This is a genomic window from Gordonia sp. AC31 (assembly GCF_031844505.1).
GTDB classification, from domain to species: Bacteria; Actinomycetota; Actinomycetes; order Mycobacteriales; family Mycobacteriaceae; genus Gordonia; species Gordonia hongkongensis.
The window spans coordinates 45,684-63,648 of the sequence record NZ_JAUZVK010000002.1 but is presented as its reverse complement, the minus strand read 5'-3'; the positions used below and the strand labels follow the sequence as shown (position 1 = coordinate 63,648).

Sequence of the window (17,965 nt, the reverse complement as noted above, 5' to 3'; positions counted from 1 at the left end):
CAGTTTGCTCGATGTCGAGACCACCGACGCAACGCACTACCCCCTGAGCTTCGTGACCTCGCGCCGGGGGGACGAGATAGTTCTCGGTCTCTCCTATCTGCCCTCTGCCTTCGACGACGCCCAGATCCGGGTGTTCACCGAGGCGCTGGCGCAGATCCTGGCCGCGATGGCGCAGCATCCGGACACGCTGTCCGCCGACATCGCTTTCGCGGACGCATCGCTGCTCGACACGGTGCGTACCTGGTCGGTCGGTCGGTCGGTCGCCGTTGCCGAACGGTCGCTCGCCGACGCCGTCGTGGCCCAGACTGCGGCCACGCCTGATGATGTCGCGATCGTGTTCGAGGACCGCACCGTCTCCTACGCCGAGTTCGGCGCCCGGGTCTCGGCTCTGGCGCGGGACCTGGTCGCGGCCGGAGCGGGCCCCGACGTGGCAGTGGGTGTCTGCATCGATCGTTCGGTCGAGATGGTGGTCGCCGCCCACGCCGTGGTCGCCGCCGGCGGTCAGTACGTCCCCATCGACACCGGCGCACCGGCGGACCGGGTGGCGTACATGGTCGACACCGCAGGTGTCCGAGTGGTGCTCGTCGCTGCGGGGGAGTCCCCGACCGGTCTCGCCGGGACGGCCGACCGCGTACGCGTGATCGAGGTGGACTGCTCGGCCGCAGTGGATCCCTCGACCCAGCAGATCTCCGACTCCGATCGGGTCCGACCGATTCGACCCGATGACGCCGCCTACACGCTGTTCACCTCCGGCTCGACCGGCCGGCCCAAGGGGGTGACCGTCCCACACTCCGCGGTCATGAACTTCATGGCCTGGCGAGGTTCGTTGGTGCCGGACGCGTCTGAGCAGATCACCCTTCTCAAGGCCCCGTACACGTTCGATGCCTCGGTGTGGGAGATGTTCTGGCCGTTGATGACGGGCGGTCGAGTGGTCGTCGCCGCGCCGGGCGGACACGCGGATCCCCGGTACCTGCGAGACCTCATCGGTCGGCATGGTGTGACCGCGGTGCAATTCGTTCCCTCGATGCTCGCGGTGTACCTGGAGTTGGCCGACGACGAGTCCGGCAGCACGTCCCTCCGGCACCTGTTCACCGGTGGCGAGGCACTGTCGGACTCCCTGGCCGCGAATCTGCACCGCACCTCCCCGGACGTGCGTCTGCTGAATCAGTACGGTCCGACCGAGACCACCGTGGATCTCACCACGACGCACGTCGTGCCGGGCGAGTCCGTCACCATGGGTCGTCCGGGCTGGAACACCACGACCTGGGTCCTCGACTCCCGTTTGCGGCCGGTACCGGCCGGAATCGCGGGTGAGCTGTACCTCGGCGGCGCGCAGGTCGCTCGCGGATATGCGGGACAGCCCGGTCTGACGGCAGAACGGTTCATCGCAGATCCCTTCGCCGACAACGGTGCGCGGCTCTACCGCACCGGCGACCTCGTGCGCTGGAACACCTCCGGCGAACTCGAGTACCTCGGGCGCACCGACTTCCAGGTCAAGCTGCGCGGGCAGCGGATCGAGCTCGGCGAGATCGAATCCGTGCTGATGTCGGTACCCGGCGTGGTGCACGCGGCGGCGACGGTCGTCGACGACCAGCTGATCGGTTACGTGGCACCTGCATCCGTCGATCTGGATGCAGTCAAGGACGTCGTCGCCGGTGCTCTCCCGGAGTACATGCGTCCCAGCGTCTGGATGCCGTTGGACGCCATGCCGCTGAACACCGCGGGTAAGGTCGCCCGTCGCGAGCTCCCCGCGCCGGAGATCCGCTTCGACGATTTCGTGGCGCCGAAGAACGCAGCCGAGCGCCGCGTCGCCGACATCGTGGCCGAGGTCCTCGGCGTCGACGAAGTCGGTGTCACAGCGTCCTTCTTCGAGATGGGCGGCAACTCCCTGTCGGCGACTCGTGTCATCGCGAGGGTCGGCGACGCCCTGGGCGTCGAGGTGTCGGTGCGTGACCTCTTCGAGTCGCCGACCGTACGGGAACTCGTCGCCCGGCTGTCAGGTCGTGGCGCCGGCGTGGCCCCGGTGGTCGCCGTCTCCCCGAGACCGGAACTGATTCCGCTGTCGTTCGCGCAGCAGCGCATCTGGTTCCTGAACCGTTTCGAGCCGGGGTCGGCAACGCACAACCTCCCGGCCGTGCTGCGTCTGTCGGGTGATCTCGACGCCGATGTCCTGCACAGCGCGCTGGTCGACGTCGTCCGACGGCACGAGGTGCTGCGGACGACCTTCCCCGATCAGGCCGGCGTGCCCTATCAGCTCATCCATCCCGAGGCATCGGTCGCCGATGGGCTCGACTGGGGTATCGCCGGTTCCCAGGACGAGCTCGTCGCAGCCGTGACCGCCGGCTTCGATGTCACGACCCAGTGGCCCATCCGTGTCCGCCTCTGGCGCGCCGCGGCCGGGGAGCATGTGCTCGCCATCGTGTTGCACCACATCGGCGCCGACGGGGAGTCGATGGCGCCGTTCGTCTCCGATCTCGTTGCCGCGTACGGCGCCCGCGTCGTCGGCGAGGCTCCCGGTTTCGTGCCGCTAACGGTGCAGTTCGCCGATTTCGCGATCTGGCAACACTCCGTGCTCGGCTCCGCGGACGACCCGGAATCGGTTGTCGGACGTCAATTGGCCTACTGGACTGCACAGTTGGCCGGTCTGCCGGATGTGCTCGAGCTGCCGGCGGATCGGCCGCGTCCGGCGGTCGCGTCGGGCCGGGGTGACCGGTACGACGTGGGAATCCCGGCTGAGATCGGTGCGCGTGTCGCAGAGGTGGCACGCGGGGCCGATGTGACGCCGTTCATGGTGGTGCACACGGCGCTCGCAGTGTTGTTGGCTCGGTTGTCGGCCACCGACGACATCGCGATCGCCACCCCGATCGCCGGTCGTGGACAGGCGGTGCTCGATCCGCTCGTCGGCATGTTCGTCAACACCTTGGTGCTGCGCACCGCGGTCGACGGTGCCCAGCCGTTCGACCGTCTGCTCGCGCAGGTCCGCGACACCGATCTCAACGCCTTCGCGCATGCCGACGTCCCGTTCGAGACCCTGGTCGATCGTCTCAATCCGGTTCGCTCCGAGGCGTTTTCACCATTGGCGCAGGTGACCTTCTCGTTCGATCCGGCGGCCTCGGCCGCCGAGGCGCTCGGGGACGCCGGCGGGTTGACGGTCACACCGTACGGCGAGGTCGCGGTCACCGCGCAGACCGACCTGTGGATCACGGTGACGTCCGGGGCGGCCGGCCAGGACTGGGGGCTGTCGATCATCTACGCGACCGACCTCTTCGAGGAAGCGACCGTCGTCGAGTTCGCCGACCGCTTCACCCGCTTGCTCGCCGCGTTGACCGCGGCTCCGGGAACCGCAGTGGGCGACGCGCCCTTCGTCGCGCCGGCGACGGTGGCCGAGATCGAGACCGCCGAATGGGGCGATCCCGTGGAGTTGCCCGCCGTGCAGACGGTCAGTGACGCCGTGGCCGCGCAGGCCCGACGCACGCCCGACGCGACCGCGCTCGTCTTCGGTGAGCGTGAGGTGTCCTACGCGGAGTTCTCGGCCCGGGTCAACACGCTCGCCCGTGCCCTGATCGCCGCCGGGGTCGGTCCCGATGTCGCTGTGGCGCTGTGTGTTCCGCGATCGGTCGAGATGATGGTGGCCATCCATGCCGTCGTCGCCGCCGGTGGTCAGTACGTACCCGTCGACGTGGCCGCACCCGCGGACCGCGTTCGCTACATGTACGAGACCGCCGGTGCGCGAGTGCTGCTGGTCGCCGACGCGGACGGGGTACCCGGCGCGGTGAACGCCGCGCACGAGGCCGGGGTCCGTGTCATGACCGTCGACGCCTCGGCACAGCTGGACGTCGACGCGGCGTCCGCCGCCCCGGTGTCCGACGACGAGCGACTCGCGCCGCTGCGCCCGGACGATGCGGCATACACCCTCTTCACCTCCGGGTCGACCGGACGTCCGAAGGGTGTGACCCTCTCACACGCGGCCGTGCTCAACCGCCTGTGGTGGGGCCTGGACGCGCTGCCGATCGGCCCCGACGACGTCGTGATGCAGAAGACGCCGTACACCTTCGACTGCTCGGTGCCGGAACTGTTCGCGCCGTTGGCGATCGGCGCGCGCGTGGTCGTCCTCGCCGACGGTGGTCACCTCAATCCGCGGCAGGTGGCCGACGAGATCGCCCGCACCGGCACGACGATGGTGCACTTCGTGCCGTCCATGCTCTCGGTGTTCCTCGAGGTCGTCGACCGCGAACAGCTCGCCGCGCTCGACACCCTCCGGATCGTCTCGACCACGGGTGAGGCGTTGCCGCCTGCGGTCGCGGCACCGGTGCGCGAACTGTGGCCGGATGCCTGGTTCTTCAACCTGTACGGCCCGACCGAGGCCGCGGTGGAGATCACGTTCGAGCGGATTCACTCCGTCGCCGCGGATGATCCGACGGTGCCCATCGGCGTTCCGGTCTGGAATTCGTCTGCAGTGGTGTTGGATTCGCGGTTGCGCCGGGTCCCTCCCGGCGTGCCCGGCGAGCTCTACCTCGGCGGGGTCCAACTCGCCCGCGGTTACGCCGCCCGCCCGGACCTCACTGCCGAGAGATTCGTCGCCGACCCGTACGGCGAGCCGGGCTCGCGTCTGTACCGCACCGGCGACCTGGTGCGCCGCCGTCCCGATGGCGTGCTGGAGTATCTCGGCCGCACCGACTTCCAGGTCAAGCTGCGCGGACAGCGCATCGAACTCGGTGAGATCGAAGCGGTCATCGCGTCGGCGCCCGGCGTCGTGCACGCTGCGGCGACGGTGGCCACGGCGCCCGGTGGCGGCGAACACCTCGTCGGTTACGTGGCGGGGGTCCCGGGCGATCGTCTCGACATCGACGCGGTGAAGTCCGTTGTCGCGGCGTCGCTCCCGGAGTACATGCGGCCCAGCGTGTGGATGCCCGTCGAGGACATCGCGCTGAACACCGCAGGCAAGATCGACCGTCGTGCACTGCCTGAGCCGGTGTTCTCCGCCGGTGAGTACGTCGAGCCCGCCGATGAGTCGGAGGCCGCGGTGGCGGCCGTGTTCGCCGACGTCCTCGGCCTCGACCGCGTGAGCGTCACCGACTCCTTCTTCGACCTCGGTGGCAACTCGCTGTCGGCGATGCGGTTGGCCGCGCGCGTCGGTGAGGTCACCGGCAGCGAGATCTCGGTCCGCGACCTGTTCGACGCGCCGAGCGTGCGGGAACTGGCCCGTGCCAGCGCCGATCTCGACGCAGCCCGGGCGCCCATCGTCGCGGTCAGTCCGCGTCCGGAACGCATCCCGCTGGCCTTTGCGCAGCAACGGATGTGGTTCGTCAACCAAGCCGATACCACGTCGCCGGCCTACAACATCCCGGTGGTGCTGCGTCTGTCCGGTTCCCTCGACGAAGACGCTCTGCACGCCGCCCTGATCGACGTGGTATCGCGCCACGAGTCGCTGCGGACCACGTTCCCGTCCGCCGACGGCACGCCGTATCAGAAGATCAACCGCGCGACCTCGGTCGCCGCGCGTCTGGACTGGGATGTGGTCTCCTCGCAAGAGGAGATCGAGGCCGCGGTGTCGGCCGGCTTCGACGTCTCGCGCGACTGGCCGATCCGCGCCCGGATCTGGGAGGTGGCGCCGGATGAGCACGTGTTCGCGGTCGTCACCCACCACATCGCCTCCGACGGTGAGTCGATGATGCCCCTGGTGAGCGATGTCGTCACCGCTTATCTGGCCGAAACCGCCGATGCCGACCCGGATTTCGCAGATCTCGAGGTCCAGTTCGCCGACTTCGCGATCTGGCAGCACGACGTGCTCGGCTCGCCCGACGATCCGGAATCCGTTGTCGGTCGCCAGCTCGCCTACTGGGTCGAGCGGTTGGCCGGTCTGCCGGACGTGATCGACGTGCCCACCGACCGGCCCCGCCCGGCTCGTGCCAGCCAGCGCGGCGGACGCGCCTCCTTCACCGTGCCGGCCGAGGTCGGTGACCGGATCGCGCGCGTCGCGCAGGACACCGGCGCCACACCCTTCATGGTCGTGCACGCGGCGTTGGCCGCGCTGCTCTCGCGCCTGTCGGCGACCGACGACATCGCGATCGGCACCCCGGTCGCGGGTCGAGGTCAACGCGTGCTCGATCCGCTGATCGGAATGTTCGTCAACACGCTCGTGCTGCGCACCAGCGTCGACCTCGACCGCGGCTTCGCCGATCTGCTCGAGGCCACCAGGGAGGCCGATCTCGGCGCGTTCGCGAATGCCGATGTGCCTTTCGAGATCGTCGTCGATGCCGCCGGTGCCCAGCGGTCGGCGGCCTTCGCTCCGTTCACCCAGGTCTGGCTCACCTTCGACCAATCCACCCTGCCGGAGCTCGCCGGCGCCGACCTGTCGGTGGGAGAGGTCGCCGGCCTCCAGGTGAGTGCGGTGGACACCGGTCAGACCCCGGCGCGCGTCGACCTGCTCATCGGGATGACCCAGCCCGGCCGCGGCGAGGAGTGGGCGGGCACCATCACCTACGCCACGGACCTGTTTGACGAGTCGACCGCGGTCCGCCTGGGCGAGCAGCTCGTCGGACTGCTGACCGAGGCCGTCGACGATCCCCGGACCCCGCTGCGGCAGATCACCCTCGGCGACACGATGTCGCTGGCCGAACTCGCCCGCGCCGCAGCGCAACCCGAGCCGGAGCGCACAACGGTGTCGATCGCCGACTCCGACGCGGTCGTCACCGGGGGACCGGGAACCGAGCCGGTCGTCCTGGGCGATCTGTTCGCCCGGGCCGCCGCGAAGTGGGGTCCGCGTCAGGCCGTCGTCGACGCCGACAACGTCTGGCTGTCCTACGCCGATCTCGACGCGCGGTCGAACCGCCTGGCGCGCTGGATGATCGGTCAGGGCATCGGCCCGGAGAAGCTGGTCGCTCTGGCGATCGGCCGCTCCGCGCAGTTGCTCGTCGCGATCTGGGCGGTCGCCAAGACCGGTGGTGGGTATGTGCCGATCGACCCGGACTATCCCGCCGAACGGGTGGCGAACATGGTCGAGGACTCGGGTGCGATCCTGGGCCTGGCCGTCCAGGCGTCGGGAACCCTTCCCGGGGAACGCTTCTCGTGGCTCCGTCTCGACGACGCCACGCTGTCCGCCGAGATCGAGACACTGTCCGACGCGCCGATCACCGCAGCGGATCGTCGTGGGCCGGTGCGGGTGGACAACGTCGCCTACGTGATCTACACCTCGGGCTCCACCGGGCGACCGAAGGGTGTCGCCGTGACCCACTCCGGCCTCGCGAACTTCGCCGCGGAGGAGATTCGCCGGTCGGGTGCCGACGAGTACTCGCGGGTGCTCGGCTTCGCCTCGCCCAGCTTCGACGCGTCGGTGCTCGAGTACCTGCTCGCGATCGTGTCCGGCGGCGTGCTGATCTACCGCCCCGCCGACGCCGTCGGCGGCCCGCCGCTGCAGGACCTCATGATGCGGCAGGCGATCACCCACACGTTCCTGACGCCGACCGTGCTCGCGACCATCGAACCGCAGGCCGTCCCGGCCCTCCGGGTCGTCTACGCCGGTGGCGAGGCCGTGCCGCAGGCGCTCAAGGACAGCTGGGCGCCGTTCCGGCGGATCCAGAACCTCTACGGCCCCACCGAGACCACGATCGGCGTGACCATCAGTGCGCCGATGGCGGTGGGCGAGCCGGTTTCGCTCGGCGGCCCGCTCGCCGGCGTGGGCCTGATGGTGCTCGACGCGCAGTTGCGTCCGGTCCCCATCGGGGTCGCAGGTGAGCTGTATGTCAACGGCGGCGCGCTGTCGCGCGGATACCTCGACCGTCCGGGCCTGACCGCCGATCGGTTCGTGGCGAACCCGCACGGTCACCCGGGTGACCGGATGTATCGCACCGGCGACATCGTGCGCTGGAAGCAGGATTCCGCCGGCGCCCCGGTCATCGAGTACTCCGGGCGCAGCGACGACCAGGTGAAGCTGCGCGGTCTGCGCATCGAACTCGGTGAGATCGAGGCAGTTCTCGCCGAGCATCCGGCGGTCCGCTCGGCCGTGGTCGTCGGTGTCGGCGGTTCGGTCGCCACCGCACTGGCCGCCTACGTGGTCACCACCGGGGCCGAGGTCGATCCGGCAGAGCTGAGAGCATTTGTCGGCGAACGACTTCCGGCGCACATGGTGCCGGCATCGGTGGCGGTGCTCGACGAGCTCCCGCTCACCCCGGTCGGCAAGCTCGACAAGGCGGCGCTCCCCGCACCGGTGATCGAGGTCGGTGAGATCGTGGCACCGGAGACCGACCAAGAAGTCGCGGTCGCCGCGGTGTTCGCCGAGGTCCTGGGCATCGACCAGGTCAGCGTGACCGAGTCCTTCTTCGACCTCGGTGGCAACTCGCTGTCGGCGACGCGCGTCGCCGCCCGGGTGGGCGAGGTGCTCGGCGTCGAGACCTCGGTGCGCGACCTGTTCGAGGCCCCGACGGTGCGTGCGCTGGTGGGCGAGGTGTCCGGACACGCGGAGGCGCTGCCCCCGATCGTCGCGAATGCCGAACGGCCGGAACTCGTCCCGCTGTCGTTCGCACAGCAGCGGATGTGGTTCATCAACCAGTTCGATCCGTCGCTGCCGACCTACAACATCCCGGTGGTGTTGCAGGTGACCGGGCCTCTGGACACCGACGCACTGCACCAGGCGATGGCCGACGTGGTGGGGCGCCATGAGGTCCTGCGCACCACCTTCCCGTCCGTCGAGGGGGCGGCGTATCAGCTGATCCACCCGCGCGAGCAGATCGCCGAACGCCTCGACTGGGACATCGTGGCGGATCAGCACGAACTGGAAAGCGCGATCGTCGCGGGCTTCGACGTGAGCGCCGACTGGCCGGTCCGTGCGCGGGTCTGGCCGGTCGAGCCGGGGCGATCCGTGGTCGCAGTGGTCGTCCATCACATCGCCGCCGACGGCGAGTCGATGAATCCGCTCCTGGCCGACGTGATGAACGCCTACGACGCGCGGGTCGCCGGGCGGGCACCCGACTTCGAACCGCTCGAGGTCCAGTTCGCCGACTTCGCGCTCTGGCAGCACGAGGTCCTCGGCGACGGGTCCGACCAGGACTCGGTCATCGGCGCCCAGTTGTCCTACTGGACAACCAAACTCGCAGATCTGCCCGAGGTGCTCACGCTGCCGTTCGATCGGCCGCGGCCGCTCGTCGCCTCGCAGCGGGGCGGCCGGGTCGGTGCGGCGATACCCGCCGAGATCGGTGACCGCGTACGCGATCTCGCCCGTGAGGCCGACGCGACTCCGTTCATCGTGGTGCATGCGGCGCTCGCGGTACTGCTGGCGCGTCTGTCGGCGGGGGAGGACGTGGCGATCGCGACGCCGGTGGCGGGCCGCGGCCAGCGTGTCCTCGACCCGCTGGTCGGTATGTTCGTCAACACCCTCGTCCTCCGCGCGCAGATCGCTCCGTCGATGACGTTCGCCGAACTCCTCGAGCAGGCGCGCGAGACCGATCTCGAGGCCTTCGCCAACGCCGATGTCGCCTTCGAGATGCTCGTCGAGCGACTCAACCCCGTGCGGTCGGAGGCGTTCGCACCACTCGCGCAGGTGATGTTGACCTTCGGTCAGACGGCGATCCCCGAGATGGGAGCCGATACGGCCCCGGCGTCCGTCGCCGGCCTCGACATCGAACCGATGGTGCCTGCGGACCCGCCGGCGAAACTCGACCTGACCGTCGGTGTCACCGTCCCCGAGGGCGACGGCGACTGGCCGCTCGAGTTCGTGTTTGCACGGGACCTCTTCGATGAGGACACCGTGGCTCAGCTGGCCCGCAGGTTCGTCGCGATCCTCGATCAGCTGACGGCGCGGACCGAGGCGCCGGTGGCCGAGGCGGCGCTCCTCGAACCCGCCGAGGTTGCGGACATACTGCGTCGGTCCCGTGGCACCGAGATCGTCATCGCAGCGGAATCCGTTGTCGCCGGGGTAGAGGCCGGCACTACCCGGCATCCCGACACGATCGCGCTGACCTTCGCTGACCGTGAGCTGTCTTATCGCGAATTCGGAGCCCGGGTCGCAGATGTGGCGCGCGAGCTGCTGGCGCTGGGCGTCGGTCCCGACGTCGCGGTGGCGGTGTGCATCGATCGCGGCGTGGAGATGGTCGTGGCGGTCCACGCGGTGACCGCGGCGGGTGGACAGTACGTGCCCATCGACACCGCGGCCCCGGGCGACCGCGTGCGCTACATGGTCGAGACCGCGGGCGCGCGGGTCCTCCTCGTCGGACCGCGGCCCGTGGCGGCCGACCTGTCCGGTCTCGACGACGGGATCCGGCGCGTCACCGTCGATTCGACCCGCGACATCGATCAGTCGACTCCGACGGTCACCGACGCCGAGCGCGTTCGGCCCATCCGCGGTGACGACGCGCTGTACACCCTGTTCACCTCGGGTTCGACGGGACGGCCGAAGGGCGTCACCGTCTCGCACGCGTCCGTGGCCAACCGGTTGTGGTGGGGACTCGACGAGTACCCCTGGACCCTGGGCGATCGCATCATCCAGAAGACGCCGTACACCTTCGACGTCTCGGTGCCGGAGCTGTTCGCGCCGTTGCTGACCGGGGCGACGATGGTGATCGCCGAACCGGGCGGTCACGCCGACCCGCTCTACATCGCCGACCTGATCGCGTCCAGCGGTGCCACCTCGGTGCACTTCGTCCCGTCGATGCTGTCGGTGTTCCTCGATGTCGTACCGGCCGAGACGATCTCGCGCCTGGGTACGCTCCGCTGGCTGTTCGCCTCCGGTGAGGCGCTACCGCCCGCGGTGGTGGCCCGTGCCCACGAGCTGCTGCCACACGTGCGGATCGTGAACCTGTTCGGTCCCACCGAGGCGGCGGTCGAGGTGGCCTACGCCGACGTCACCCGGGCACCGTCGGTCGTGCCGATCGGCGTGCCGGTCTGGAACACGACCACCCACGTGCTCGACGCGCGGCTGAACCCGGTCCCGACGGGAGTCCCGGGCGAGCTCTATCTCGGTGGCGAGCAGGTGGCCCGCGGGTACGCCGCGCAACCGGGACTGTCCGCCGAACGCTTCGTGGCCGACCCGTTCGGCCGGCCCGGCTCGCGGCTCTACCGAACCGGTGATCTCGTGCGGTGGAACACCGACGGGGAGATCGAGTACCTCGGCCGCACCGACTTCCAGGTGAAGCTGCGCGGCCAGCGCATCGAACTGGGCGAGATCGAGTCCGTCGTCGCGGCCGCGCCCGGCGTCGTGCACGCCGCGGTGACGGTGGTCGACGCGCCGGGGGGCGGACAGCATCTGGTCGCCTATGTCGCGCCGTCGACCGTGGACCTCGAGGTCCTGCGCGACGCGGTGACACAGGCACTCCCGGAGTACATGCGTCCGACACTGTGGATGCCGATCGACGACGTCGTGCTGAACAGCGCGGGCAAGCTCGACCGCCGCGCCCTGCCCGCCCCCGACTTCGCGGGGCTCGACGCCGATCACGTCGCGCCCGCCAACGCGACGGAGGAGACCCTGGCGAGCATCGTGGCGGGTCTGCTCGGACTGGAGCGGGTCTCGGTCACCCAGTCGTTCTTCGCGCTCGGCGGCGACTCGATCATGTCGATCCAGCTCGCCTCGGCGGTTCGCGCGGCCGGGTTCACGCTGACACCGCGAGACATTTTCGAGCAACGGACCATCCGGGCGATGGCCCGCGTGGTCGCCGGCGAGGCCCACCGCCTGCCGGCGCTCGACGAACCCGCGGGCGGCGCGCACGGCGACCTGCCGCTGCTGCCGGTGATGTCGTGGATGATCGAACACTCTTCGGAGCCGGGCGATTTCGCAGATTTCTCGCAGTACCGGGTGCTCCACGCGCCGGCGGGGATCACCGTCGACGTGTTGTCGGAGTTGCTGTCCGAACTCGTCGCGGTGCATCCGATGCTGTCCGCGCGTCTCACCCGCGACGGTGACCGCTGGCAACTGGTCGCCGGATCGGACGAGACCACAGATGGTTCGCGCACCGATGGTCCGAGCGCAGCGCCCCACGTGTTCACGCGGTCCTCGATCGCGCCGGCGGGCAGTCCCGACCACGACGCCGATCTGCGTGCCGCACATGCCGAGGCGCTGGCACACCTCGATCCGTCGACCGGTGTGCTCGTCGCGGCCGGCATCGTCACCGACGCCGAGGGAGTCGGCCGGGTCGTCCTGGCGATCCACCATCTCGGTGTCGACGCGGTGTCCTGGCCGATCATCGTCGAGGACCTGGTGACCGGATGGGCTCAGCGGGCGGCGGGTCAGCCGATCGCCCTGCGGGCCGAGGCGACGTCCGAGCGGGCGTGGGCCCACGCGGTCGGCGCACAGGCCGAGCGGCGCTCTGCCGAGCTGCCGTACTGGCTCGACCGGCTCCCGGCCCGGCCCACCGATCTCGGGATCGACTTCGACGCGTCGCGGGACCGGTTCGCCACCGAGGTGTCGGTGGTCCACTCGTTCGACGCGCAGGTGACCGAGGCCGCGCTGACCTCGGTGCCGGAAGCGTTCCGCGGCAACGCCAACGACGTCCTGTTGGGAACGTTCGCACGGGCGGTCCGGTCGTGGCAGGCCGCGCGCGGCATCGCCGACGTCGCACCCGTGACGGTCCTGGTCGAGGGCCACGGTCGCAAGGACGAGATCGCCACGGCCGACGGCGAGCGCGCCGTCGACCTGTCCCGCACCGTCGGCTGGTTCACCACGATCGCGCCGGTGTCGGTCGATCCGTCGACCGACGTCACCCACGCGGTGAAGTCGGCCAAGGAGGAACGCCTCGGGCAACCCGACGGCGGGCTCGGTTTCGGTGTGCTGCGCTACGGCGCCGATACCGAGCTGTCGCAGCGTCCGCTGCCGAGCATCGGGTTCAACTTCTTCGGCGCCGGACGCGCGGGACGCCCCGCGGCCGAACCCGAGCACGACGTCATCCCGTTCACCGGCGCGCCGAGCGCACCGGGGATGCCGCCGTCGGTGTCGGGCGCGATGGTCGCGCTGAACCCGTTGAGCGTCAACGTCGGAACACAGAGCGACGGCGATGCCCGGCGCCTGACGGCCAACTTCACCTTCCCGTCGGCACTGTTCGGGACCGACGACATCGCCTCGCTCGCCGAACTGTGGGCGGATGAACTCGTCGCGCTCGCGCAGCACGTCGCCGCGGTCGGCGACCCGGGCCGCTCGCCGTCGGACGTGCCGGGCACGCCCGTCACCCAGGCCGAACTCGACGCGCTCGCGGTGCGTTTCCCGGGTGCGGACGTCTGGCCGCTCACGCCGCTGCAGTCCGGTCTGTACTTCCAGTCGCAGATGGCGTCGCGAGACCCGTCGGCCGTCGACGATGGGCTGTCGGCGGGAGCCGCGAGCGTGGACGTCTACGTCACCCAGGCGGTCCTGCACCTCGGGGGCGACGTCGACCGCTCGCGATTGCGGTCGGCCGCAGAGGAACTGGTGGCCCACCACCGGGTGTTGCGCAGCGGATACGTGCGTACGCCCGGAGGTGCACTGGTGACCGTCGTGCCCCCGCGCGTCGACCTGCCGTGGTCCGAGGTGTCCCTGGAGGCGGGTCTCGACGACCTCGGGGCCGCACAGCGGGTGCGCGAGATCGCCGACGCCGAACGGATCACGCCGTTCGATCTGGAGAATCCGCCGCTCATGCGGTTCGTCGGTGTCGAGCACGCCGCCGGTTCCGCGACGACGCTGAGCCTGATCGTGACCAACCACCACATCCTGCTCGACGGCTGGTCCGGGCCGCTGGTCCTCGCGGACCTGCTCGCGCTCTACGCCGGGGTCGGCCCGTACACGGCCACCATCGCCGCGGATACCGACTTCGGCGATCACGTCCGGCGTCTCGCCGCCACCGACCGGGCCGCGGGTCTCGCCGCGTGGCGGGAGGTGCTGTCGCCGCTCGAGGAACCGACGCTGGTGTCCGGCGCCGAGGAGGCCACGACCACCTCGTTGCCGCGCAATCACGAGGAGTGGATCGACGCCGGGACGACGGCCGCGATCAACCAGCTCGCCCGCGAGCGCGGGGTCACGGTCAGCACAGTCCTGCAGTTCGCGTGGGCGGTACTGCTGTCGCGTATGACCGGTAACCGGGTCGTCGCCTTCGGTGAGACCGTGTCGGGCCGCCCGTCGGACCTCGATGGTGTCGAGGGCATGGTCGGCCTGTTCATCAACACGGTCCCGAGCGTCGTCGACGTCGACCCGAACGCCGCCATCGGTGACGTGCTCGCCGCGATGCAGGCCGACAAGGTCGCAGTCCTCGACCATCAGCACGTCGGCCTCGCCGACCTCGCCGCGCTGGCTGGGATGGGTGCCCTCTTCGACACCCTCACCGTGTTCGAGTCGTTCCCCGTGGACTCCGACTCGCTGTCGACCGCGGACACGTCGCTGGCCGGCGGTCTGCAGATCATCGGCGTGGATGCCGACGACTCGACGCACTATCCGCTCAACCTCGCGTCGTCACCGTCGGGAGACCGCCTGCTGCTGAAGCTCAAGTACCTGCCGTCGGCCTTCGCCGACGACCAGGTGCGCGTGTTCGGCGCGGCGCTGCGCGAGATCCTGCGGACGACCGTCGACGATGCGGATCGGCCGACCTCGGCGATCGCCCTCCTCGACGCGGCGGCAGCCGCCGAGCTCGCCCCGGTGAACGGTCCGGCGGCGCCGGAGCCGCGACTGCTGGGCGAGGTCTTCGCCGACATCGCGGCCACGCATGCCGATACCGTCGCGGTCACCGACGGCACCGGCGCATCGCTCACCTACGCCGAGCTCGACGAGCGCTCGAATCGTCTCGCGCGGTGGATGACCGGTCGGGGGATCGGCGTCGATCACGTGGTGGGGCTCGCGGCGGGACGCTCCGTCGACCGTCTGGTCGGGCAGTGGGCCTTGGCGAAGCTGGGTGCGGCGTACCTGTCCGTCGACCCGACGCTGCCCGCCGATCGCATCGCGCACATGATCACCGATTCCGGTGTGCGACTGATCATCACGTCCGATCGACGAGGACCGGATTCGGGCGTCGATGTCCCGGGCGACGTCGAGTCGATCGATGTGCACACCCTCTCCGAGGCGGTGCGCGAGGTCGACGGCAGTCCGCTCACCCCGGGCGACATGGCTGGTGTCCCGCGTCTCGACGCGCTCGCCTACGTCATCTACACCTCCGGCTCGACCGGTGTGCCCAAGGGTGTCGCGGTCACCCATCGTGGTGCACACGCCTTTGCGGTCGCCGAGGCGCAGCGGTTCGGTATCCGTCCGGGTTCACGTGTACTCGGTTACGCCTCACCGAGTTTCGACGCCTCGGTGCTCGAGTGGCTGCTCGCCTCGACCTCGGGTTCGACGCTGGTCTACCGGCCGGACGAGGTCGTCGGCGGCGAGGTGCTCACCGGATTCCTCCGCGAGCACGCGCTGACGCACGTGTTCCTGACACCGAGTGTGCTGGCAACGGTCGAACCCGACGAGCTGCCCGCACTGCGGATGCTCGCCTCGGGTGGTGAGGCGGTTTCCACCGCCCTCGTCCGCGCGTGGTCGCACCGGGTCGCGTTCCACAACGCGTACGGTCCGACGGAGACGTCGGTGGCGGTCACCATCAGCGGTCCGCTCGATCCGGACGGACCGGTGACCATCGGCGCGCCCGTGCCGGGTACCGGCCTGCTGGTCCTCGACCAGCGCCTGGCGCCGGTGCCCGTCGGGATGGCCGGCGAGCTGTACGCCACCGGCGTCTCGCTGGCACGCGGTTACCTCGGGCGCCCGCAACTGACCGCCGAACGGTTCGTGGCGTCCCCGTTCGGGGTGCCCGGCGATCGCATGTACCGCACGGGCGACCGTGTCCGGTGGGTGCGCTCGGCGTCGGGTGAGCTGGTGCTCGAGTACCTGGGACGTTCGGACGACCAGGTGAAGCTGCGCGGGCTGCGCATCGAACTGGGCGAGATCGAGAACGCGCTGACCTCGCATGCGGCGGTGAAGACCGCGGTGGTGCTCGGGGTCGGCGGGTCGGTCGCGTCGTCGTTGGCCGCCTACGTGGTGTCGGCGTCGGAGGCGCCTGCCGTCGACGTCGGCGATCTGCGCGACCATCTCGCGGATCGGTTGCCCACGTACATGATCCCGGCGACGATCACGGTGCTCGACGCCCTGCCGCTCACCCCGACGGGCAAGCTGGACAAGCGGGCCCTGCCCGCCCCGGAGATCGCGGCGGACGACCTCGTGGCCCCGGAGACCGCGGCCGAGGCGCGCGTCGTGGCCGTCTTCGCCGACCTGCTGGGCGTCGACGCGGTGTCGGTGACGGGTGACTTCTTCGCCCTCGGCGGCAACTCGCTGTCGGCGACCCGCTTGGCCGCACGCGTCGGCGACGCGTTGAACGCCGACATCGGCGTCCGGGACGTGTTCGAGTCACCGACCCCGCGGGCCCTGGCCGCTCTCGGAGAACACCGCGGCGGGTTGCGCGCTCCGGTGATCCGGGTCGAGCCCAGACCGGCGGAGATCCCGCTGTCGTTCGCGCAGCAGCGGATCTGGTTCATCAACCGCCTCGATCCGGCGTCGGCGGCGTACAACCTGCCGATCGGTGTCGAACTCGGCGGCGAGCTCGACGTCGAGGCCCTGAGCGCGGCGATCGGCGACGTCGTCGCCCGGCACGAGATCCTGCGGACCACCTTCCCCGCCGTCGACGGCCGGCCGACGCAGGTCGTCCACGACGCCGACGGTCCGGCCGCGCTGCCCCGGCTCGTCGAATGTGCCTCGGAGGCCGAGCTTCTCGACGCGCTGTCGGCCGGGTTCGACGTCACCACCGAGGTGCCCGTCCGGATCCGGTTGTGGCAGCGCGGCGAGGGTTCGTGGGTCCTGCTCGCGGTGCTGCATCACATCGTGGGTGACGGTGAGTCCATGCGGCCGCTATTGGCCGATGTCGTGACCGCCTACCGCGACCGTGCGGCCGGCCGCACGCCGGAGCTGCCGCCGCTGCCGGTCCAGTTCGCCGACTACGCACTGTGGCAGCAACGCGAGCTCGGGGCGGTCGACGACCCGACGTCGGTGGTCGGCCGGCAGCTGACGTACTGGCTGAGGCAGCTCGCCGGGGTACCCGACGTGCTGGAACTGCCCGCCGACCGGCCTCGCCCGACGGTGGCGTCGATGCGGGGTGCGCGGGTGGACTTCGAGATCCCGCACGACGTCGCGACGCGGATCTCGGCGCTGGCGCGCGATCGCGGGATGACGCCGTTCATGGTGGTGCACGCGGGCCTGTCGGTGCTGCTCGCCCGGGTCACCGCGACCGACGACATCGCGGTGGCCACGCCCATCGCGGGTCGCGGACGCGCCGAGGTCGACCAACTGATCGGCATGTTCGTCAACACCCTGGTCCTGCGGGCCGAGGTCGACCCGTCGATGAGCTTCGCCGAACTGCTCGAGGACACCCGGGTCGTCGACCTCGACGCCTTCACCAACGCCGACGTGCCGTTCGAGACACTGGTCGAACGTCTGAACCCGACCCGGTCGCGGGCGTTCTCGCCGCTGGCACAGGTCATGCTCACGCTGACCAACGCCGGCAGCGGTTCACCGGTGCTCGAGGCGGAGGGGCTGCGGGTCGCGCCACTCGAGTCGCCGGTCACGTCCGCCCAGCTCGACCTGACGGTCGCGGTGGTCGCCCGTCCGGACCGGTCCTGGTCGGCGTCGATGGTGTACGCCACGGACCTGTTCGACGAGGGGACGGTCGAGCTGTTCGCGCAGCGCCTGGTTACGCTCCTCGACGGGCTCACCGCCCGACCGGATGCCGCGATCGGGGAGTGTCCGCTCGTGACACCTGCGGAACGTGATCGCGTGCTGGCCTGGTCGGCGGGTGCCGCGACGCGGCCGACCGGTGCGACCCTGCCGGGCATCATCGGATCCCGGCAGCCCGGCGCGGGGGAGCCGGGAGTCGGCGAGAACGGTGTGGCCGGCCGCGAGGTCGGGTACAACGGTCGCGGCGGGTACAACGGCCTGAACGGGGACGCGGGTCGCTACGGTGACGATGGTTCCGACGGCAGTGGTCCCGGTGGGGATGACTGA

General features: G+C 70.4%; 1 protein-coding gene (running past one end of the window). It reads left to right on the top strand.

Annotated features, from left to right (window positions below):
• Positions 1-17,965 carry the 3' portion of a non-ribosomal peptide synthase/polyketide synthase gene (locus Q9R39_RS03055; protein WP_311277077.1) on the top strand. It extends 22,196 nt beyond the left edge of the window, so only the last 17,965 of its 40,161 coding nucleotides appear in the window; its start codon lies off the left edge, out of view; its stop codon occupies positions 17,963-17,965.